The following is a 17,608-nucleotide window of genomic DNA, read 5'->3' on the forward strand; positions in this document are numbered from 1 at the left end:
CTACCTGCGAAATAACGGCTAATTTAAAGCCTAAGTTGTAATCTCGCTGACTACGTCGCTCTTTTTTAAATTCTGGATTATTCATAAATAAGTCAATTTTATGTCAACTTATTTCAGGACGAGACATCCTCAAAAAAAAAGCCCCAATCGTAAGATTGAGGCTTTTTGTATAGAGTTTGAAAAAAATTATTTTTTCTTTCCTTTTGCAGGAGCTTTTGCAGCTTTTGCAGCCTCTTGAGCAGCTTTCATCGCAGCACGAGAGATTCTTACCTGACAAACAACAGTGTTGTCCGGGTGCATAATTTTGTACTCTGGTTTTCCAACTTTAGTAACGTATAATTTGTTACCCATTTCAAGTGGAGTAATGTCAGCTTCAACAAAATCAGGAAGATTTGATGGTAAAGCTTTTACTTTTAATTTACGTTGGTTTAAACGTAAAACACCTCCCGCAAGAACACCTTTAGATGTACCAACGATTTTTACAGGAACTTCCATTGTGATTTCTTTATCATCAAATAATTGGAAGAAGTCGATGTGTAAAATTTTGTCAGATACTGGGTGAACCTGGATATCTTGCAAAATTGCATTGAATGATTTTCCTTTTCCAAGCTCAATCACAACTGTGTGTGCGTTTGGAGTGTAAACCAAGTTTTTGAACGCTGCAGCGTCTGCTGAGAAGTGTACTGCCTGATTTCCTCCGTATAACACGCAAGGAACCGCTCCAGCATTACGTAAGGCTTTAGTTGACACTTTGCCCACGCTTTCTCTTTCTGATCCTTTAATTGTAATCGATTTCATTGTAAAAAAATATAGTTATTAAATAAATATTCTTGTTTGCTGTAAGCTTTAAGCAATAGGCTTTAGGCTTTTATGCAAAGTAGATAAGCTTACGGCCTAAAGCCTATAGCTTATTGCTTTTACATAATGAATTTTCCACTGATGGAATTGTTGTGGTGAACCATTTGCATAACCTCAGCAAATAAAGGTGCACAGCTTACCACTTTTATTTTCTTTGATTCTCTCTTTAACGGAATAGAATCTGTTACGATTAATTCTGTTAGTTTTGAGTTTTCAATTTTTTCGTATGCTCCGCCTGATAAAATAGCGTGCGTACAGATTGCTCTTACACTTAGCGCTCCTTTTTCGATCATAAGGTCTGCTGCTTTCGCTAAAGTTCCTCCTGTATCAATCATGTCGTCTACTAAGATTACGTTACGTCCTTTTACTTCACCAATAAGCTCCATAGTGTCGATAACGTTGGCTGCTTTTCTTTGTTTGTAACAGATTACTACATCTGATTCTAAAAACTTAGAATAAGCATATGCTCTTTTTGAACCTCCCATATCCGGAGATGCAATTGTCAGATTCTCTAAATTTAAACTTTCTACATATGGTAAAAAGATTGTAGATGCAAATAAATGATCTACCGGTTTTTCGAAGAATCCCTGAATTTGATCTGCGTGCAAATCCATCGTCATGATTCTTGTTGCTCCTGCAGCTGTTAATAGATTTGCTACTAACTTAGCTCCGATTGGAACTCTTGGTTTGTCTTTTCTATCCTGTCTTGCCCAACCAAAATAAGGCATAACAGCTGTAATATGTCTTGCCGATGCGCGTTTTGCAGCATCAATCATTAACAACAATTCCATCAGATTATCTGCACTTGGAAAAGTTGAACATACGATAAATACTCGTAAACCTCTGATTGATTCTTCGTAAGATGGCTGAAATTCTCCATCACTATACGTTGACATCGTTACTTTTCCTAACGGAATTCCGTAGTCTTTTGCAATTTTTTCTGCAAGATAAACACTTTGTGAACAAGCAAAAATTTTAGCTTCTGGTTCTAGGTGCGACATTATAATTTGTTGTTTTAACCGTAACATTTATATAATATATCTTTATCATTTCAGACAAAGTGAAACTGTATAAATGTCTCGGATGTAGTTAGTTGTGTGTGCTTCGTTTTAACGAGGTGCAAATTTATAAAATTTATTGGACACTGAAAGCAAAAAATTAAGTATTTTTATTAGAATGTTTAATTTTATTTTTTACATTTGCACCGTGTTAAAGGAATGACATCATTTACGACTTCATTCTATTGCGTTAAAATAATTGATTTATCATTATTTTTTCGTCTGCTAAGCCCGGATGGCGGAATTGGTAGACGCGCTGGTCTCAAACACCTGTGGGAAACCGTGCCGGTTCGACTCCGGCTCCGGGTACTTAAAGCCTCTGAAATCTATTGATTTTCAGAGGCTTTTATTTTAACATCTCTAAAAATCTTCATTATTTTGATATATCTATATTTACAGGATATTTTTTATCTTTGAAAATCAGATTTTCTAATTCAAACAGCTCTACTTTTTGAGCCTTCCGAAAATTAATACTCATTATGGAACAAAAAATACATCAGGGAAAAAACGTAAAACGTTTTAGAGAAATGCTTGGAATAAAACAAGAGGCTTTGGCTTTTGATCTTGGTGATGATTGGACTCAAAAGAAAATCTCTTTACTTGAGCAAAAAGATGTAATTGAAGAAAACTTGTTGAAGCAAATCTCTGTTTCATTGAGAATTCCTGTTGAAGCATTTCAGAATTTTGATGAAGAACAAGCTGTAAATGTTATTGCGAATACTTATTCATTCCAAGATTTTAAAGATAATGCTGTTGCTTCTGGATTTACATATCAACCCTCCTTCAATCCTCTTGATAAAATTGTTCAATTATATGATGAGAAAATCTTATTATACGAACGCATGCTGAATGAGAAAGACGAAATGATGCAAAAGCTTGAAAAACTAATCAATAAATAACATTTAGTAATAAATCTCATTCATTAAGTTACAAAATTACCTCAAAACTAATTCAGCTTCTTTTTCTTTTTACTTTACAAACAAATGAGAAAAACGTTTTTTAGTTTCTTTCATAACATCTTCGTGAAAATATACTATTCCATTTTCAATATCGTCCAAAAAGCCTCATCAATAGCTTTCTTTTGAAAATCATTTAGTAAAGATTCATCTTCTTTATTACTATTTGTTCTATTTTCTGTTTTTATAAACCAATTATTATTCATTAATCAACCTCACAAATCCCCTCATGAAAAACAGGGAAATTACAAGAATTCGCAATAAAACACAATTGATTTGCTTTTTGATGCAATTCTAAAGCCAATTTAATTTTATCGGGATTTGAGATTTTAACTTTAGGATGTAATCTTACCTCAACAAAACGCCCGCTTCCGTCTGGATTTACTTCTAAGGTTGCTTCGGCTTTATCTGAATATTCCAAAACTTCTATTCCGTTTTGAGAGCAGACATATAAATAGGACATCATGTGGCAGGAAACTAAACTGCTTAACAATAAATCTTCCGGATTGTACAAAGTGGAATCTCCTTTAAAAGCTTTTGCCGCCGAAACATCTAAAATCGGTTTGCCTTCAATTTTAATTTGATGGCTTTTACTGTAGATTTTTACAGCCGGATCTTCTTTTTTTGAAGTCCAGTTTAATTCTGCTTTAAATAGATGTTTGAATCCCATCTTCTTTTATTTCAATTTATTAAAGTTTGTATTTTATCTTTTTAATGAAAAATGACCCGAAAAATCAATCTTGTCACTAAAGTTTGCTTTAAACCAATAATCATCAGCCGGCATTTTGATTCCGTTGAAAGAGCCATCCCAGCCTAAATCATTTGCAGATAATTCGGCTATCAATTTTCCATATCTATCAAATATTGATACTTTATAGTTTGGGAATTTACTACTACTTTTGATTTGCCAAAGATCATTAAATCCATCATTATTTGGAGTGAAAAATTTTGGATAATCAATTACTGTAACTTCTTGTGAATCCTGACCACAGCCTTCTTTGTCTCTTATGTATGCCATATAGGTTCCATCCTGAACGTTAGAAAAATAATTGCTGTCCTGATAATTTATTCCATCAATCGAATATTCCAGATTTCCATTTGTTGTCGGAATGATTTCAATAAAATTATTGTCTGATAATTGCTGATATTTTATTTGTTTGATGGTTGGGAGAACAGATCTTATTAGCTCAAATTCAAATTTATTTTCGCAATAGATACTGTTTTGAATTTTTCCAACAACCAGAGTATACTTTCCGGCATCTGTCAGATTCGCTTCGTTTGTATTTGAAACAACATCCAAATCTTGAAATTTCCACGTATAACTATCTAAATTATTGGCAACACTTACAGGTAAAGAAGCTTCCAAATCACATAGAAAATAGGTTTTGTTAATCTGCACTGTTGGCAAATCGTTTACTACTAAATCAAAGCTTGTTTCAGAATTACAAAGACTATTTGTTTCGTTTTCCACTCTCACTTTTATGGTTTGTATTTTTGCCTGAGTATTTTGAAATAATGCCGGTAATGGACTCGGCAAAGGGTTTCCGCTGGCATCAAAATACATTATTTTGAGCCCCGATTGATTTCCTATAATTTCATTTTCTATATGGGACAAATCAAAAGTTCCAAAACCATTTCCTTCATCGCAGGTATATTTGTTTGATGGTTTATTTATACTTGGCTTTGAAGCGGTTTTTAAAACCAGTGCTGTTTCTGCATAACAATTCGTGAAATTATTTGCCACTCTAACTGTTATTATTTCCTCATTTTTTATCTTATTTGTGTAAGGGTTTGGTAAAGGTCCCTGTAATTGACTGCCGTTGGAATCAAAATAAGAAACCTTCATTCCTTGCTGATTCCCTAAAACAACAGCTTCTACATTTGAAGTATCAAAATATTCCGAAATACCATCACTATTATCATCGCACCCCATAATGGTCTTTAAAGGATTAGCAACTGGCAGCGGGTTTACAATTAACTTAAATGTTGCTTCGCTGCAACAATTTGTAGTTGTATTAATTGCTTTTATTTTTATAGTTTCTTCTTTGGCGATTAAATTAGGAACTGCATTTAACGGAACTTCTATTTTCTGTCCGTTTTGATGATAAAATTCAATTTTCAAATTTGTTGCAGCTCCTATCACAGAAGTCTCTAACCCTTTTAAATTAAATTGCGCAAAACCATCTGCATCATTATCACAAACATTTAAATCTGCAACAACAGATAAATTTGGCATCGGATTGACAATTAAATCAAATGTCGTTTCAGAATAACAGCAAAGATTGTCTTTATGACTTACTCTTACCGTTATTGTTTCCCTGTCTTTAATGGTATTAGTAAAAGGATTTGGCAATGAAGTATATTTATTACCCTTGCCATCTATAAAGGTCACCGTTTTATTAGTTTGCCCTCCTAAAACCTGCTGCATAATCATGGAAACGTCAAAAGATTTTGAAATACCGGTACCATAAATACTTTCACAGGCATAAATATCATTAATTCCGTAAGCTTTCGGTGGTTCTTTTACATCCATTGTTTCACATAATATTTCTACTTTTCCGTCTTTGCCGGTAACTTTAGCAGTAACAGTATATTTCCCATCAGCAGAAAAATCATGAAAAGGAGACAATTCTGTAGATACATTGTTTGCTCCAGAAGCAGGATCTCCAAAATTCCAATCTATACAAGCCACTTTTGACGGATCATCTACACTGAATTCTTTTAAAAATTCGGCACAAATATTGGAAAAATTCATTTCAAAATGATTCGAAATATTTTTTACATTTCCTGTTACATTGATATAAAAATTAGCATCAGGCACCCCGTAAACCGCTGTAGAGACGTATTCACTCTGATGTTCACTTCCTGGCAGAATACTACATCCCCGCTGCCATGAAGTACCATTATCCTGAGCCGAACCTGCTATAAATGCCAAACCTTCACCGTATTCAACTCCTTTGTAAACTTCTACCAAAATCCTTTCTACGCCTGCAGGAACTACTATAGGGGTTTTAAAATCTACCTGCACAACCTGAGAATTTCTACTACTATTATAATCAAGAGCCTGCGTCTGACTACTCCCAATTAAATCTGCTGTAGAGAAAGAAACAGGAAAATTTTCGTCTATTTTGTAAATATTAAAGGTTACTTCTGAGCCCCAGCCTACTTTATTCACTCCAACCTGCCCCGATGTAATTACGTATTCTTCATTTTTTGATATCCCAAAGTCTTTTAAGGTAAAATCTCTTGCCCAATATATAGCAGCAGACCAACAGGAATACATATCAGTTTCTATTACATCGTCACATATATTATGTGTTAATCTGGTAATTGGACCCGAAATTTTGGAATCGATAACATCTCCGGTTACCGTGACAAAAAAGTTGGCATTGGGAACAGGAACAGAAAGCTCTTTTGTAGATTTTATATCAGACGGAGTTCCGCAACCTACATACCAGGATTCTCCTTTATCTTGTTCTGTACCCGCAACAAGCAATTCTGCCGAATCAGGATTATAGAAGTCTTCTATTTTTTGTACTGATACTAAAATTTGACTTACTCCTGCAGGCACAATAATAGGCTCATCAAAATCAACTTTTAAAATTTGAGGTGCACCGGAAACGAGTGGCGTCCGTCCAAGTCCACGATATCCAAGGGCTGTTTCGGGATAAAGAGAATAATCGTAATTAGGAAATTTTGAATCTATACTGTAAACCCAAAGATATAAATTGGATCCTGTATCTGATTTACTAATTCCGAGTTGTGCCGATTTAATAACAAACTGCTCATTTGGAGCTATACCAAAATCGGCCAGATTAAAAACACGCGACCAGCTTTCATCTTGCTCACACGAAAGCATATCGGTCTTAACAAGTGTCTCTCCGATATTATTGGTTAGCGTTATTTGAGCATTTACTTTTTGAAAAAACAGAAAAATCAGGCACAAAAAGGCTTTTTTAAATCTATTTTTTTGAGTTACTGACATTTTGATCTATGCGTTTTTCAGTTGAGTTTATCATGTTTTACTCCTTCAACTAGTAGGCAGCAATTATTCAGAATTCAAAAGGGGTCGTCAAATATAAGAAGTAAAACCAAAATTGAGTTATAAATCAGTTTAAAAACAAAAAACATCTATAAAATAAAAGAAAACCTCGAAAGTGTATAACTTTCGAGGTTTTTTTAAAGAACTAAACTAATTAACAAATTCTAAAAATTACTTTTGTACTGAAAACTTAAAAGTAGTTTTAGTTTTATAATTTTCTCCCGGGTTTAAAACCGTTGTTGGGAAGTTTTTCTGGTTTGGAGAATCCGGATAATGTTCTGTTTCTAAACAAAGTCCTGTTCTGTGTGCAAAAGTTCCTCCGTTTGGCATTGGCAAAGTTCCGTCAAGAAAATTTCCTGAATAGAACTGAATTCCCGGTTCGTCTGTTGTCATTTCCAAAACTCTTCCGCTTGCTGCGTGGTATACTTTTGCAATAATTGTTTTTCCTTTTTCAGGATTGTTCAATACCCAACAGTGATCGTAACCTTTTCCTCTTTCTAACTGCTCGTTTTTAGCATTGATATCTTTTCCAATTAATTTTGGAGTCCTGAAATCGAAAGGTGTACCGGCAACATCTTCTAATTTTCCTGTCGGAATTAAAGTCGCATCAACCGGAACTAATTTATCTGCATTTAAAGTCAATTCGTGATCTAAGATTGTTTTCGTAAAATCTCCAGATAAATTGAAATACGAATGCTGCGTTAAATTCACAACTGTTTTTTTGTCCGTTGTTGCTTCATACAAAACATCTAACTGATTGTCATTTGTTAAAGTATAAGTCACAAAAACTTTTAAAGTTCCTGGATACCCTTCTTCCATATCTTTACTTACATAAGATAATTTTAAAGAAGCATTTTCGCCAGACTTAACCTCATCTGCTTTCCAAACTACATTAAAAAACCCTTGTGGGCCACCATGTAAAGCATTCGGCGCATTATTAATCGCCAACTGATATTCTTTTCCGTCTAAAGAAAATTTACCTTTAGCAATACGGTTTCCATATCTTCCGATCAAAGCGCCGAAGAAAGGATTTTCTTTTTCGTATTGTGCCAAAGAATTAAATCCGATAACCACATTTTCAGAAACGCCTTCTTTGTTTGGCACTTTCAAATCTGTAATTCTTCCGCCAAAAGTGATGATGTCTACTTCCATCCCATTTTGGTTTTTCAGTTTGTAACTTTCTACCTTTTCGCCTCTAGCAGTAGTTCCGTATTCTGATTTTTCAATCGTAACTAAATCTTTTCCTTCAGTAACAGCTTTTTCTGTATCTGCTTTTTTATCGCCTTTACATTGAACTGAAACTATAGCAAGACCGAGCATGCTTAGTATAAAAAGAGAGCGTTTTAATACATTCATAAATGATATTTTTTTGGTTTGTAAAAAGTTAAACGTTAGATGTAAAATGTTTAGACATGAAATTTAATCATTTTAAAAATGTAAAAATTACCTTTTTAAGTTTTTTCACATTTTACATCTTACAAATTACATTTTACCGCCTTACAGGCCGTGTTGAAATAAATGAAAATATGCTTCGTTGGCATTAATTTTATCTTTAAAATCTCTTATCGTTGTTTTTTCATCAATAACCAATAATTCAATTCCGGCGATGTCCGCGAAATCTTCCATATATTCAGTTGTAATTGACTGGCTGTAAACGGTGTGGTGTGCTCCACCAGCTAAAATCCAGGCAGTAGCTGCAACCTCTAAATTTGGTTTGCAATCCCAAAGAACACGTGCAACTGGAAGTTTTGGTAATTCTGCCATTGGCTTAACTGCTTCCACTTCGTTTACAATTAAACGGAAACGAGTTCCCATATCAACCAAAGAAACATTGATTGCATCTCCGGCTGGTGAATTAAATACCAAACGAGCAGGATCTTCTTTACCTCCAATTCCTAATGGATGTACTTCACAAGAAGGTTTTCCATCAGCAATAGATGGGCAAATTTCCAACATGTGAGATCCTAAAACGTATGATTTTTGTGGTGTGAAATGATACGTATAATCTTCCATGAAAGAAGTTCCACCTTCCAGACCAATGTTCATCACTTTTAAAGCTCTAACCATTGCAGCCGTTTTCCAGTCTCCTTCTCCACCAAAACCATAACCATCGGCCATTAATCTTTGTGTTGCGATTCCTGGTAATTGTTTCCAAACACCAAGGTTTTCAAATGTATCTGTGAAAGCGCCAAATCCTCCTTCTTCAAGGAAAGCTCTTAATCCTAATTCGATTTTTGCTGCTTCAACCAAAGAACTTCTTTGTGCCCCGCCTTCTTTTAAAGAATCCGTTAAATTGTATGATTGCTCGTAAACTGCTAATAAATCGTTTAATTCTTTTTCAGTTACTTTTTCAATATGTTTTGTAACATCTGAAGAATCGTATCCGTTTACAGACATTCCAAAACGAATCTGAGCTTCAACTTTGTCACCTTCCGTAACGGCAACTTCACGCATATTGTCTCCAATACGAGCTACTTTTAAGTTTTGAAGTTCATCCCATCCTAAGACAACTCTTGACCAGATTCCTAATTGTTTTTGAACTCTTTGATCTTCCCAATGTCCAACCACAACTTTACGTTTTTTACGTAATCTAGACATGATGAAACCAAATTCACGATCTCCGTGAGCTGACTGGTTTAAGTTCATGAAATCCATATCGATAGATCCCCACGGAATTTCAGCATTGTATTGTGTATGCAAGTGACATAATGGTTTTTTAAGAATATTTAATCCACCAATCCACATTTTTGCCGGAGAGAAAGTATGCATCCAGGCAATAATTCCGATACAGTTTTTCTCTGAATTCGCAGCCAAACAAACATCTAATATTTGAGATGGAGACTTTACCACATCTTTGTAAACTACTTTTACCGGAATTGAAGACGAAGCGTCTAATCCTTTTGCAATAATCTGTGAATGTTCTGCTACTTTTCTAAGCGTTTCTTCACCATATAATTCCTGGCTTCCTACTACAAACCATACTTCTTTTTGAGATATATCTATCATTTTTGTTTATTTTGTTTCAAGTTTCAGGTTTCAAGTTGTTGGAATCTGAAAACTCGATTTGTTATTTTATTGCTTTGTTGTTGTTTGTTTCAGGTTTCACGTTCCAACAACTTGAAACTTGAAACAAAGAAAACCTGAAACAAAATTTTACTGTCCGTAATACGAATCTTTTCCGTGTTTGCGGTTGTAATGTTTTTTTATTAATGAATCTTTTAATCTTGGTGCATTTGGGTTGATTTGCAAAGTCAGATACGCCATTTCTGCTACAACTTCTAAAACTTTACTGTTGTAAACCGCTTTTGCAGCATTTTTCCCCCACGCAAACGGACCGTGATTTCCAATCAAAATCATTTCTACTTCTTCGTAAGAAAGATTTTTTTCTTTGAAACAATCCAAAATCTGAATTCCGGTATTGTGTTCATAGTTTCCTTCAATAAGAGAATCTGCCATTGGAGGTGCGCACGGAATATCAGCCGTTAAATGATCCGCATGTGTAGTTCCGAAAATTGGAATATCCAATTGAGATTGCGCCCAAGCAACTGAATAGGTTGCGTGTGTATGCGCAACGCCTCCAATATTTGGCCAATGTTTGTATAAATAAGCATGCGTTTTGGTATCAGACGACGGACGCATTGTTCCTTCAATTACGTTATTATCAAAATCGACAATTACGATATCTTCCGGTTTTAAATCTTCGTAAGGAACACCGCTTGGTTTAATGGCAAAAACACCATTTTTTCTATCCACAGCGCTTACGTTTCCAAAAGTGTATACCACCAAATTCAATGCATTTAACTGCATATTGGCTTCGTAACATTCTTGTTTTAAATCTTTATAAAGAGAGCTCATGTTGCGATATTTTTAAGTTTGGATCTGCAAAAGCACTTAATTTTTCGTACCCTAAAAGCAGTTTGTGATACGCTTCAACTTTGTCTGTCTGAGGGAAATATTCTCCGTCAAAATCACTTCCTATTTTCTGGCTTGCTTCTATTACATTAGGATAAATTCCGGCTGCAACAGCTGCGTAAATTGCTGCACCTAAAGCCGGAGTTTGGTCAGAAGCTGCAATTTTAATTGGCTTGTTTAAAACATTAGCCAAAGTCTGCATAATGAAAGGAGATTTACGGGCAACTCCACCAATTCCGATTACGCTGTCGATTTTTACACCTTCTTCTTCAAATCGGTCTACAATTTTCTTCGCTCCAAAACAAATTGCGTTTACTAAAGCTTTGAAAATATGTGGCGCTTTTGTTCCTAAAGAAAGATTAGAAATAGCACTTTTTAATTCTTGGTTTGCATCTGGAGTTCTTCTTCCATTAATCCAGTCCAAAGCAATTGGAAGACTTTCTGAAACTGGAATTTTCTCTGCTTCTTTCGTTAATTCCACAATTAATTTGTCGCTGAATTCTTCTCTTAACTGTTCTTTTTGAGCATCATTTAAAACAGAAGAAGTTTGTAATAAATGCTCTGTCGGCCACATTAAAAGTTCTTTGTACCAAGCCAATAAATCGCCAAAAGCAGATTGTCCTGCTTCTAAACCAATAAAGCCCGGAATTACAGAACCATCAACTTGTCCACAGATACCACGAACGGTTTTTGTTCCCACTTCATCATAAGAACCAACTAGTATATCACAAGTTGAAGTTCCCATAACGCGAACCAAAGTGTTTTCTTCAATTTTAGCTCCAACTGCTCCAGAATGCGCATCGAAAGTTCCGACAGCTACAACTGTTTCTGTTGAAAGTCCTAAACGATCTGCCCATTCCTGACTTAATTTTCCGGCAATTAAATCTGATGTATAGGTTTCATCATATAAATTACCGCGAAGCTGTGCTAAATACGGATGCAATTTTTCTAAGAATTCAACTGGCGGTAATCCGTTCCAGTCTGTGTGCCACATTGCTTTGTGTCCTGCTGCGCAACGGCTTCTTTTAAACGTTTTTAAATCTTTATCTTCAATTAACAAATACGTCATTAAATCGCAGTGCTCCATCCAAGTGTGTGCTGCATTTCGAACCGCTTCGTCTTCTCTTGCAATGTGAAGGATTTTTGCCCAAAACCATTCCGAAGAATAAATTCCTCCAACGTATTTTGTTACGTCTTCTCCGCCCCAGCTTACTGCCAGTTCATTGATTTCGTTTGCTTCATTTATTGAAGTATGGTCTTTCCATAAAACCATCATCGCATTTGGGTTTTCTTCAAAACCTTTTGTCAATGCTAATGGCGTTCCGTCTTTTGTAACTGGAACTGGAGAAGATCCGGTAGTATCAATACAAATTCCTTTTACTAATGAAGGATCAACTTTACTTTCTTTAACTACATTTTGAATTGTAATTTCCAAACCTTCGATATGATCCAAAGGATGCTGGCGAAACTGATTTATAGAGGCGTCACAATATTGCTTGTTTTTCCATCTTTTGTAATGAGAAACATTGGATGCCAACTCTTGTCCATTTTCAGCGTCAATCAGCACCGCGCGAACAGAATCTGTTCCGTAGTCCAATCCTATTACATAATTTTTCATTCTATTTCTTTTTTAAATATTGACAAATATAGAGATAATTATTTTATAAGTGTACAAAAAACACTTAACTTAAATTTCATAATTCATTTTTGCTATAAATGCATTAAAACAGCATTTTAGCTTTCATTCAAAAAACAAATGTTAATAATACATTTATTATACTGAAATTATTTCAACTTAATCTTCAAATTGAAAATATACAGACTTTAAAATCTTCTGCATTTTTTCCATTTTATTTACTTTCAAATCGCTCTGATTTTTAATTTTTGCTCCAGATTACACAGATTAAAATGATTTTCGTTTTTTTGTTTCCCCACAAGCGACAAGAATTTTTAAAAGAAAGAGTCGAAATTTCTTTTTTCTAAACTCTATTTTCTATTCTCTTTTTTCTATTTTCTCTCCTCTTTATAATCCAACCAAACTTTCATTTTTCCAACTCCTCGGTTTGACCAGGAATAATATGGAATTGCCGTGAATTTTGGATTTTCAATCACATTGACTCCCTGCAATAAATTAGCTTCTTTTTTTACTTTGAAAGTATCCGAAGCGCTTACATCAATCTTATCGAACTTATTTTTGTTATCAACTTCTTCAACAGCATAAACAATTGGACCGTATTCCAGAGAAACTTTGTTTTTATTCGTTTCTACTTTAGAACTGGTTTGTACTTCCTGAACTTCCATCGGAAGATTTAAATTGATTTTATCTCCTTTTTTCCATTTTCTCGTAATGCTGAAATACCCATTTTCCGGCTGAATTGCTAAAGTTTCTCCGTTCAAATTAATGGTTGCTTTTTGAGCCGAAGCCTTTTTATAACTGTATAAATCTCCTGGCAAAACTTCATTTCTTGACCAGCCCGGAACGCGCAGCTTAATGGTAAACTGACTTTCTTTTTTAGGATTAACCCAAATAGCGATTTTTCCGTTCCATGGATAAGAAGTCTGCTGTGAAATCTGTAAATCTGTTTTTCCTAACTGGAAAGAAGCATTGTTTGAAGCATATAAGTTGACATACAAAACATCATTTGTTTTAGAATAAATCAATCCCGGAATAGACGGAATAAAACGAATCAAATTGGTTGGACAGCAAGAACAGTCAAACCAGCTTTGTCTTGTACAAGAACCACGATTTGATTTGTAAACACCGTCTGCTTCTAAAGCATTTGGATAGAAAAATTGTTTTCCGTCAAGCGAAATTCCCGATATTAATCCGTTGTACATCGTTCTTTCGATAACATCAAAATACTTAGATGCTCCGTACAAATTATGCAATCTGTGATTCCAATATACATCACCAATTGCCGCACAAGTTTCATTGTAAGCTGTTAAGTTTGGCAATTCGTAATTTTCTCCAAAAGCTTCACCGTCATGCCTTGAACCTATTCCACCTGTGATATAGATTTTTTTGTTTACCATGTTTTCCCACAGATTGTTCACAGCATTTTCATACGCTTTATCTTTTGTTAAAGCTGCAATATCTGTCATTCCTGCATACATATAAACCGCTCTTACAGCATGTCCGACGGCTTCTTTTTGCTCGACTACCGGTATATGATCTTGCGCATATTCTCCATACAATTTATGATTCTTCGGATTTCCTCGATTATCCAGATAATATTTTGCCAGTTTCAGATAATCTTCTTTTCCTGTAATTTGATACAACTTCAATAATCCTGTTTCCACAATCTGATGTCCCGGAACACCTTTTACCTGTCCCGGATTATCTCCAAAAGTTCGAACCAGCATATCAGCTGCTTTGATGGCGATTTCAAGAAAATTCGTTTTTCCTGTTGCTTCATAATGCACAATTGCCGCTTCAATTAAATGCCCCGGATTATATAATTCGTGGCTAATCTGCAACGATTCCCAACGTTTTCCTTCGATTACAGGAACCCAGGTTGCTGGCGGTTTTGCTGGATTTATAGTTCTCCAGGTTGTGATATAGCCATCTGGTTCCTGGCCAATTTTTACAATAGCAATCATCGAATCTAGAACTCTTTCTAATTTCGGATTTGGCGCACTGATTAAAGTATTCGATGCTCCTTCAATAATCTTATAAACATCGGTATCATCAAAAGGCATATCGCCTCTCACTTTTCCTGTTTTTTGTTTTCCTGCAATTAAAAAATTCTCAAAACGACCTTCTTCATCACATTTTTTAATAGCATATTCAATTGTGATTTCCTGCACTCTTTTTATAATAGGAAGCCAAAATGAATCAGTCAGTTTTACATTTTGAATGTTCACAGGCTCTATTTGATAGCCACCTTGCAATACAGAAGTTTTATCACTTTGTACAATCTTATTTTTGGTCTCTTTACACGAAACTAAAATCAGAAGCGACAAACAAATACTTGATAAATAAAAATGGTATTTTTTCATAATACTGAATTATTTTCCTTCTAAAACCAATACAGAGTACGGAGGCAGTGTGATTTCCAATTTTCCTTTTTTGTTTTCAAAACCTTTAAAAGCAACTGGAACAATTTTATTCGGATTTTCGAACGAATTATAATCCTGAAGTTTTGAAGCTGTAATGATACTTCCCGTAAAGTTTTTTACACCAAGATCTTTTACATCAATTTCAATTTTGTTCTTATTTACGGCATCAACATTCACCAAAGAAATATGAATTGCACCTTTTGGGTCTTTTGATACAGAAGCCGAAACCGCTGAAATACTTTTTCCGTCAACAGTATATAACGGCGATTTAAAATCGACTGGCAGTAATTTGGCATCCTGATGAACGCTGTACATTTTCATTACATGATAGGTTGGCGTTGTAATCATTTTGGCTTTATCGGTTAAAATTACAGCCTGAAGCACATTAACGCACTGCGCCAAATTAGCCATACGAACTCGATCTGCGTGATTATTGAAAATATTTAATGTTGCTCCAGCCAAAACTGCATCACGCATGGTATTCTGCTGATATAAAAAACCTGGATTTGTTCCTTTTTGAACTTCGTACCAGCCTCCCCATTCGTCTACAATCATCGCCACTTTTTTCTCTGGATCATATTTGTCCATAATGGCCGCGTGTTTGGTTACCAGCTCTTCCATTTTTAAAGCAGACTGCATAGTTTCGAAATATTGCTTTTCGCTGAAATCAACATCAGAACCTTTTTTGTCCCAATTGATTACAGCATAATGATGAACGCCTAATCCGCCCAGCATATTTCTTGGAATATTTTTCATTAAAACTTCTGTCCAATTGTAATCTGAACTATTAGATCCCGAAGCAATTCTTGTAATGCCTCCTGTATTGCTCCAATCCGACATGAAAGTCGCAAATTTGCGGTATTCATTGGCATAATAATCAGCTGTCATATTACCGCCGCAACCCCACGCTTCATTTCCAATTCCCCAATATTTTACTTTCCAAGGCTCTGTTCTTCCATTTTTTCTACGCAAATCACTCATCGGACTTTTACCTCCGAAATTGGTATACTGAACCCAGTCTGCTAATTCCTGAACCGTTCCGCTCCCAACGTTTCCTGACAAATAAGGTTCTGCTCCCAATAGTTCACACATATTTAAAAAATCATGTGTTCCAAAACTATTGTCTTCTGTAACACCTCCCCACCATTGGTTTACAATTGTCGGACGCTGCTCTTTTGGACCTATTCCATCTTTCCAATGATAAGTATCTGCGAAACAACCGCCCGGCCATCTTAAATTCGGAATCTTTAAATCTTTTAAGGCTTGAATAATATCGTTGCGAACTCCGTTTGTATTTGGAATTTTTGAAGTATCTCCAACAAAAAATCCACCGTAAATACAGTGTCCTAAATGTTCCGCAAAATGACCATAAATATTTTTATTAATGGTTGGCGCAGATACATCATTTTTTATTGTAATGGTTACGGGTTCCTTTTGCGCACTTACTGTTTGCAGACACAAAACCGCAAACAGCAGGAGAAATGGTTTTTTCATAGTTTTTTGGTTTTTTGGAACCTAAAAAAATATGGTGGTTTCATATTTTTAAAGGATTTCGGTTTTTTAGATTAATAAGTGTCTGTTTGACATTTGTAAATTTAAATAAAAAAAAGTCAGGTAAAAAAATTAAATTCCCAAAACAACTGGTTGCAAAAAGCAGATTTATCAATTGAACTTCAAAAAACGGGCAGAAACAAAGGGCTGTTACAAGATTTACAAAAAGTTAAAAAACTTGAAAACTTACAAAAACCTTGATTTCTCTAGGTTTTGTAACAACAGCTAAAATTTATTTGAATTCTGAGCATGAAATAATAATCCTCAAATCAATTCTCTTTTAAAAATGTTTCTACCTTTGGCTTATAATTTCGATAGAAAACGAGGAAGAATTCGAAAAAAAAACGTTCTTTTTTCATTAACTGAAATCAACAACAAAACTTCTTTTTGCAACATTTTTAACATAAGTGTAAAAACAACATTAATAAATTATGAAACGTTTTAAGAAGTTCATATATTTACAATCCAAATTAATTATATATGTTAAACAGCTATAGTTCTGCCGATAAAGTGTTACTGGCAGTAGACTGCATCATTTTTGGATTTGATAATGAAGGTTTGAAAATCCTTTTGATCCAAAGAGATTTTGAGCCCGAAAAAGGTAAATGGTCCTTGATTGGAGGTTTCTTAAAACGCGACGAAGTTTTAGATAGTGCCGCAACCAGAATCTTAAATACCTATACAGGTCTGAATGATATTTATATGGAGCAATTATATGCTTACAGTGAAATCGACCGTGATCCTGTGGAAAGAACCATTTCGGTTTCTTATTTTGCTTTAATTAATATTGAAAATCACAATGCCGAATTGATTCAAAATTATCATGCAGAATGGTTCCCAATTAATGATGCGCCAAACTTAATTTTTGACCACAACGAAATGGTTCAAAATGCTATTAAGAGACTTCGCTATAAAACATCTGTAAAACCAATTGGTTTTGAATTGCTTCCTGAAAAATTCACAATGCGTCAGCTTTTGGAATTATATGAAGCGATTTTGAGCAAAGAATTGGACAAGCGAAATTTCATCAGCAAAATTAATTCTCTTGATATTTTAAATAAATTAGACGAAAAAGATATGCAGTCTTCTCGAAAAGGTTCTTACTTGTATACCTTTAATAAAGAGAAATATGAAGAAAAACTGCAAAATAACTTTGCTCTCAATTTATAAGA

The 17,608-nt window shown here is 34.7% G+C and carries 12 protein-coding genes and 1 tRNA gene; 3 read left to right on the top strand and 10 right to left on the bottom strand.

What is annotated here, in order from left to right; genetic code table 11:
* Positions 1–186 precede the first annotated feature (186 nt).
* Complete coding sequence (locus tag ACFS3A_RS26015; protein ID WP_142449973.1) at positions 187–798, bottom strand: 50S ribosomal protein L25/general stress protein Ctc; 612 nt, start codon at positions 796–798, stop codon at positions 187–189.
* Positions 799–917: 119 nt separating this feature from the next.
* Positions 918–1,859 (bottom strand): ribose-phosphate pyrophosphokinase, encoded by a 942-nt coding sequence (locus ACFS3A_RS26020; RefSeq protein WP_008465976.1) that lies wholly within the window; start codon positions 1,857–1,859, stop codon positions 918–920.
* A gap of 286 nt (positions 1,860–2,145) precedes the next feature.
* On the opposite strand from ACFS3A_RS26020, the gene ACFS3A_RS26025 reads away from it, so the two are divergent.
* Both ACFS3A_RS26025 and ACFS3A_RS26030 read left to right on the top strand, forming a co-directional pair.
* A tRNA-Leu gene (locus tag ACFS3A_RS26025) sits at positions 2,146–2,225 on the top strand.
* A 170-nt stretch (positions 2,226–2,395) separates the two neighbouring features.
* Entirely contained in the window at positions 2,396–2,815 is a 420-nt protein-coding gene (locus ACFS3A_RS26030; RefSeq protein ID WP_379828557.1) for an XRE family transcriptional regulator, read from the top strand.
* A gap of 262 nt (positions 2,816–3,077) precedes the next feature.
* Here the strand turns inward: ACFS3A_RS26030 and ACFS3A_RS26035 are convergent, their stop codons facing one another.
* The 8 genes from ACFS3A_RS26035 to ACFS3A_RS26070 form a co-directional block, all read right to left on the bottom strand.
* Positions 3,078–3,542, bottom strand: coding sequence for an OsmC family protein (locus ACFS3A_RS26035; RefSeq protein WP_379828559.1), 465 nt, complete (start codon positions 3,540–3,542; stop codon positions 3,078–3,080).
* A gap of 33 nt (positions 3,543–3,575) precedes the next feature.
* Positions 3,576–6,857: a T9SS type B sorting domain-containing protein gene (locus ACFS3A_RS26040; RefSeq protein WP_379828561.1), complete on the bottom strand. Its 3,282-nt coding sequence runs from the start codon at positions 6,855–6,857 to the stop codon at positions 3,576–3,578.
* Positions 6,858–7,085: 228 nt separating this feature from the next.
* On the bottom strand, positions 7,086–8,270 hold the full coding sequence (locus ACFS3A_RS26045) for an aldose epimerase family protein (protein WP_379828563.1): 1,185 nt from the start codon (positions 8,268–8,270) through the stop codon (positions 7,086–7,088).
* A gap of 141 nt (positions 8,271–8,411) precedes the next feature.
* Complete coding sequence (araA, locus tag ACFS3A_RS26050) at positions 8,412–9,920, bottom strand: L-arabinose isomerase (protein WP_379828565.1); 1,509 nt, start codon at positions 9,918–9,920, stop codon at positions 8,412–8,414.
* Positions 9,921–10,067: 147 nt separating this feature from the next.
* A complete protein-coding gene (locus tag ACFS3A_RS26055; RefSeq protein WP_012023205.1) occupies positions 10,068–10,769 on the bottom strand; it encodes an L-ribulose-5-phosphate 4-epimerase in 702 nt (233 codons plus the stop codon).
* Positions 10,753–12,444, bottom strand: coding sequence for a ribulokinase (locus ACFS3A_RS26060; RefSeq protein ID WP_379828567.1), 1,692 nt, complete (start codon positions 12,442–12,444; stop codon positions 10,753–10,755). Before ACFS3A_RS26060 ends, ACFS3A_RS26055 begins: the two co-directional genes overlap by 17 nt.
* 389 nt (positions 12,445–12,833) lie before the next feature.
* On the bottom strand, positions 12,834–14,825 hold the full coding sequence (locus tag ACFS3A_RS26065) for a glycoside hydrolase family 127 protein (protein WP_379828569.1): 1,992 nt from the start codon (positions 14,823–14,825) through the stop codon (positions 12,834–12,836).
* A gap of 9 nt (positions 14,826–14,834) precedes the next feature.
* Positions 14,835–16,379, bottom strand: coding sequence for an alpha-N-arabinofuranosidase (locus tag ACFS3A_RS26070; RefSeq protein ID WP_379828571.1), 1,545 nt, complete (start codon positions 16,377–16,379; stop codon positions 14,835–14,837).
* Between the two features lie 537 nt (positions 16,380–16,916).
* Here ACFS3A_RS26070 and ACFS3A_RS26075 point away from each other — a divergent pair.
* A complete protein-coding gene (locus tag ACFS3A_RS26075; protein ID WP_289664149.1) occupies positions 16,917–17,606 on the top strand; it encodes an NUDIX hydrolase in 690 nt (229 codons plus the stop codon).
* The last annotated feature ends 2 nt before the right edge of the window (positions 17,607–17,608 follow it).

The organism is Flavobacterium notoginsengisoli (assembly GCF_042686225.1).
In the GTDB taxonomy this organism is placed as follows: domain Bacteria; phylum Bacteroidota; class Bacteroidia; order Flavobacteriales; family Flavobacteriaceae; genus Flavobacterium; species Flavobacterium notoginsengisoli.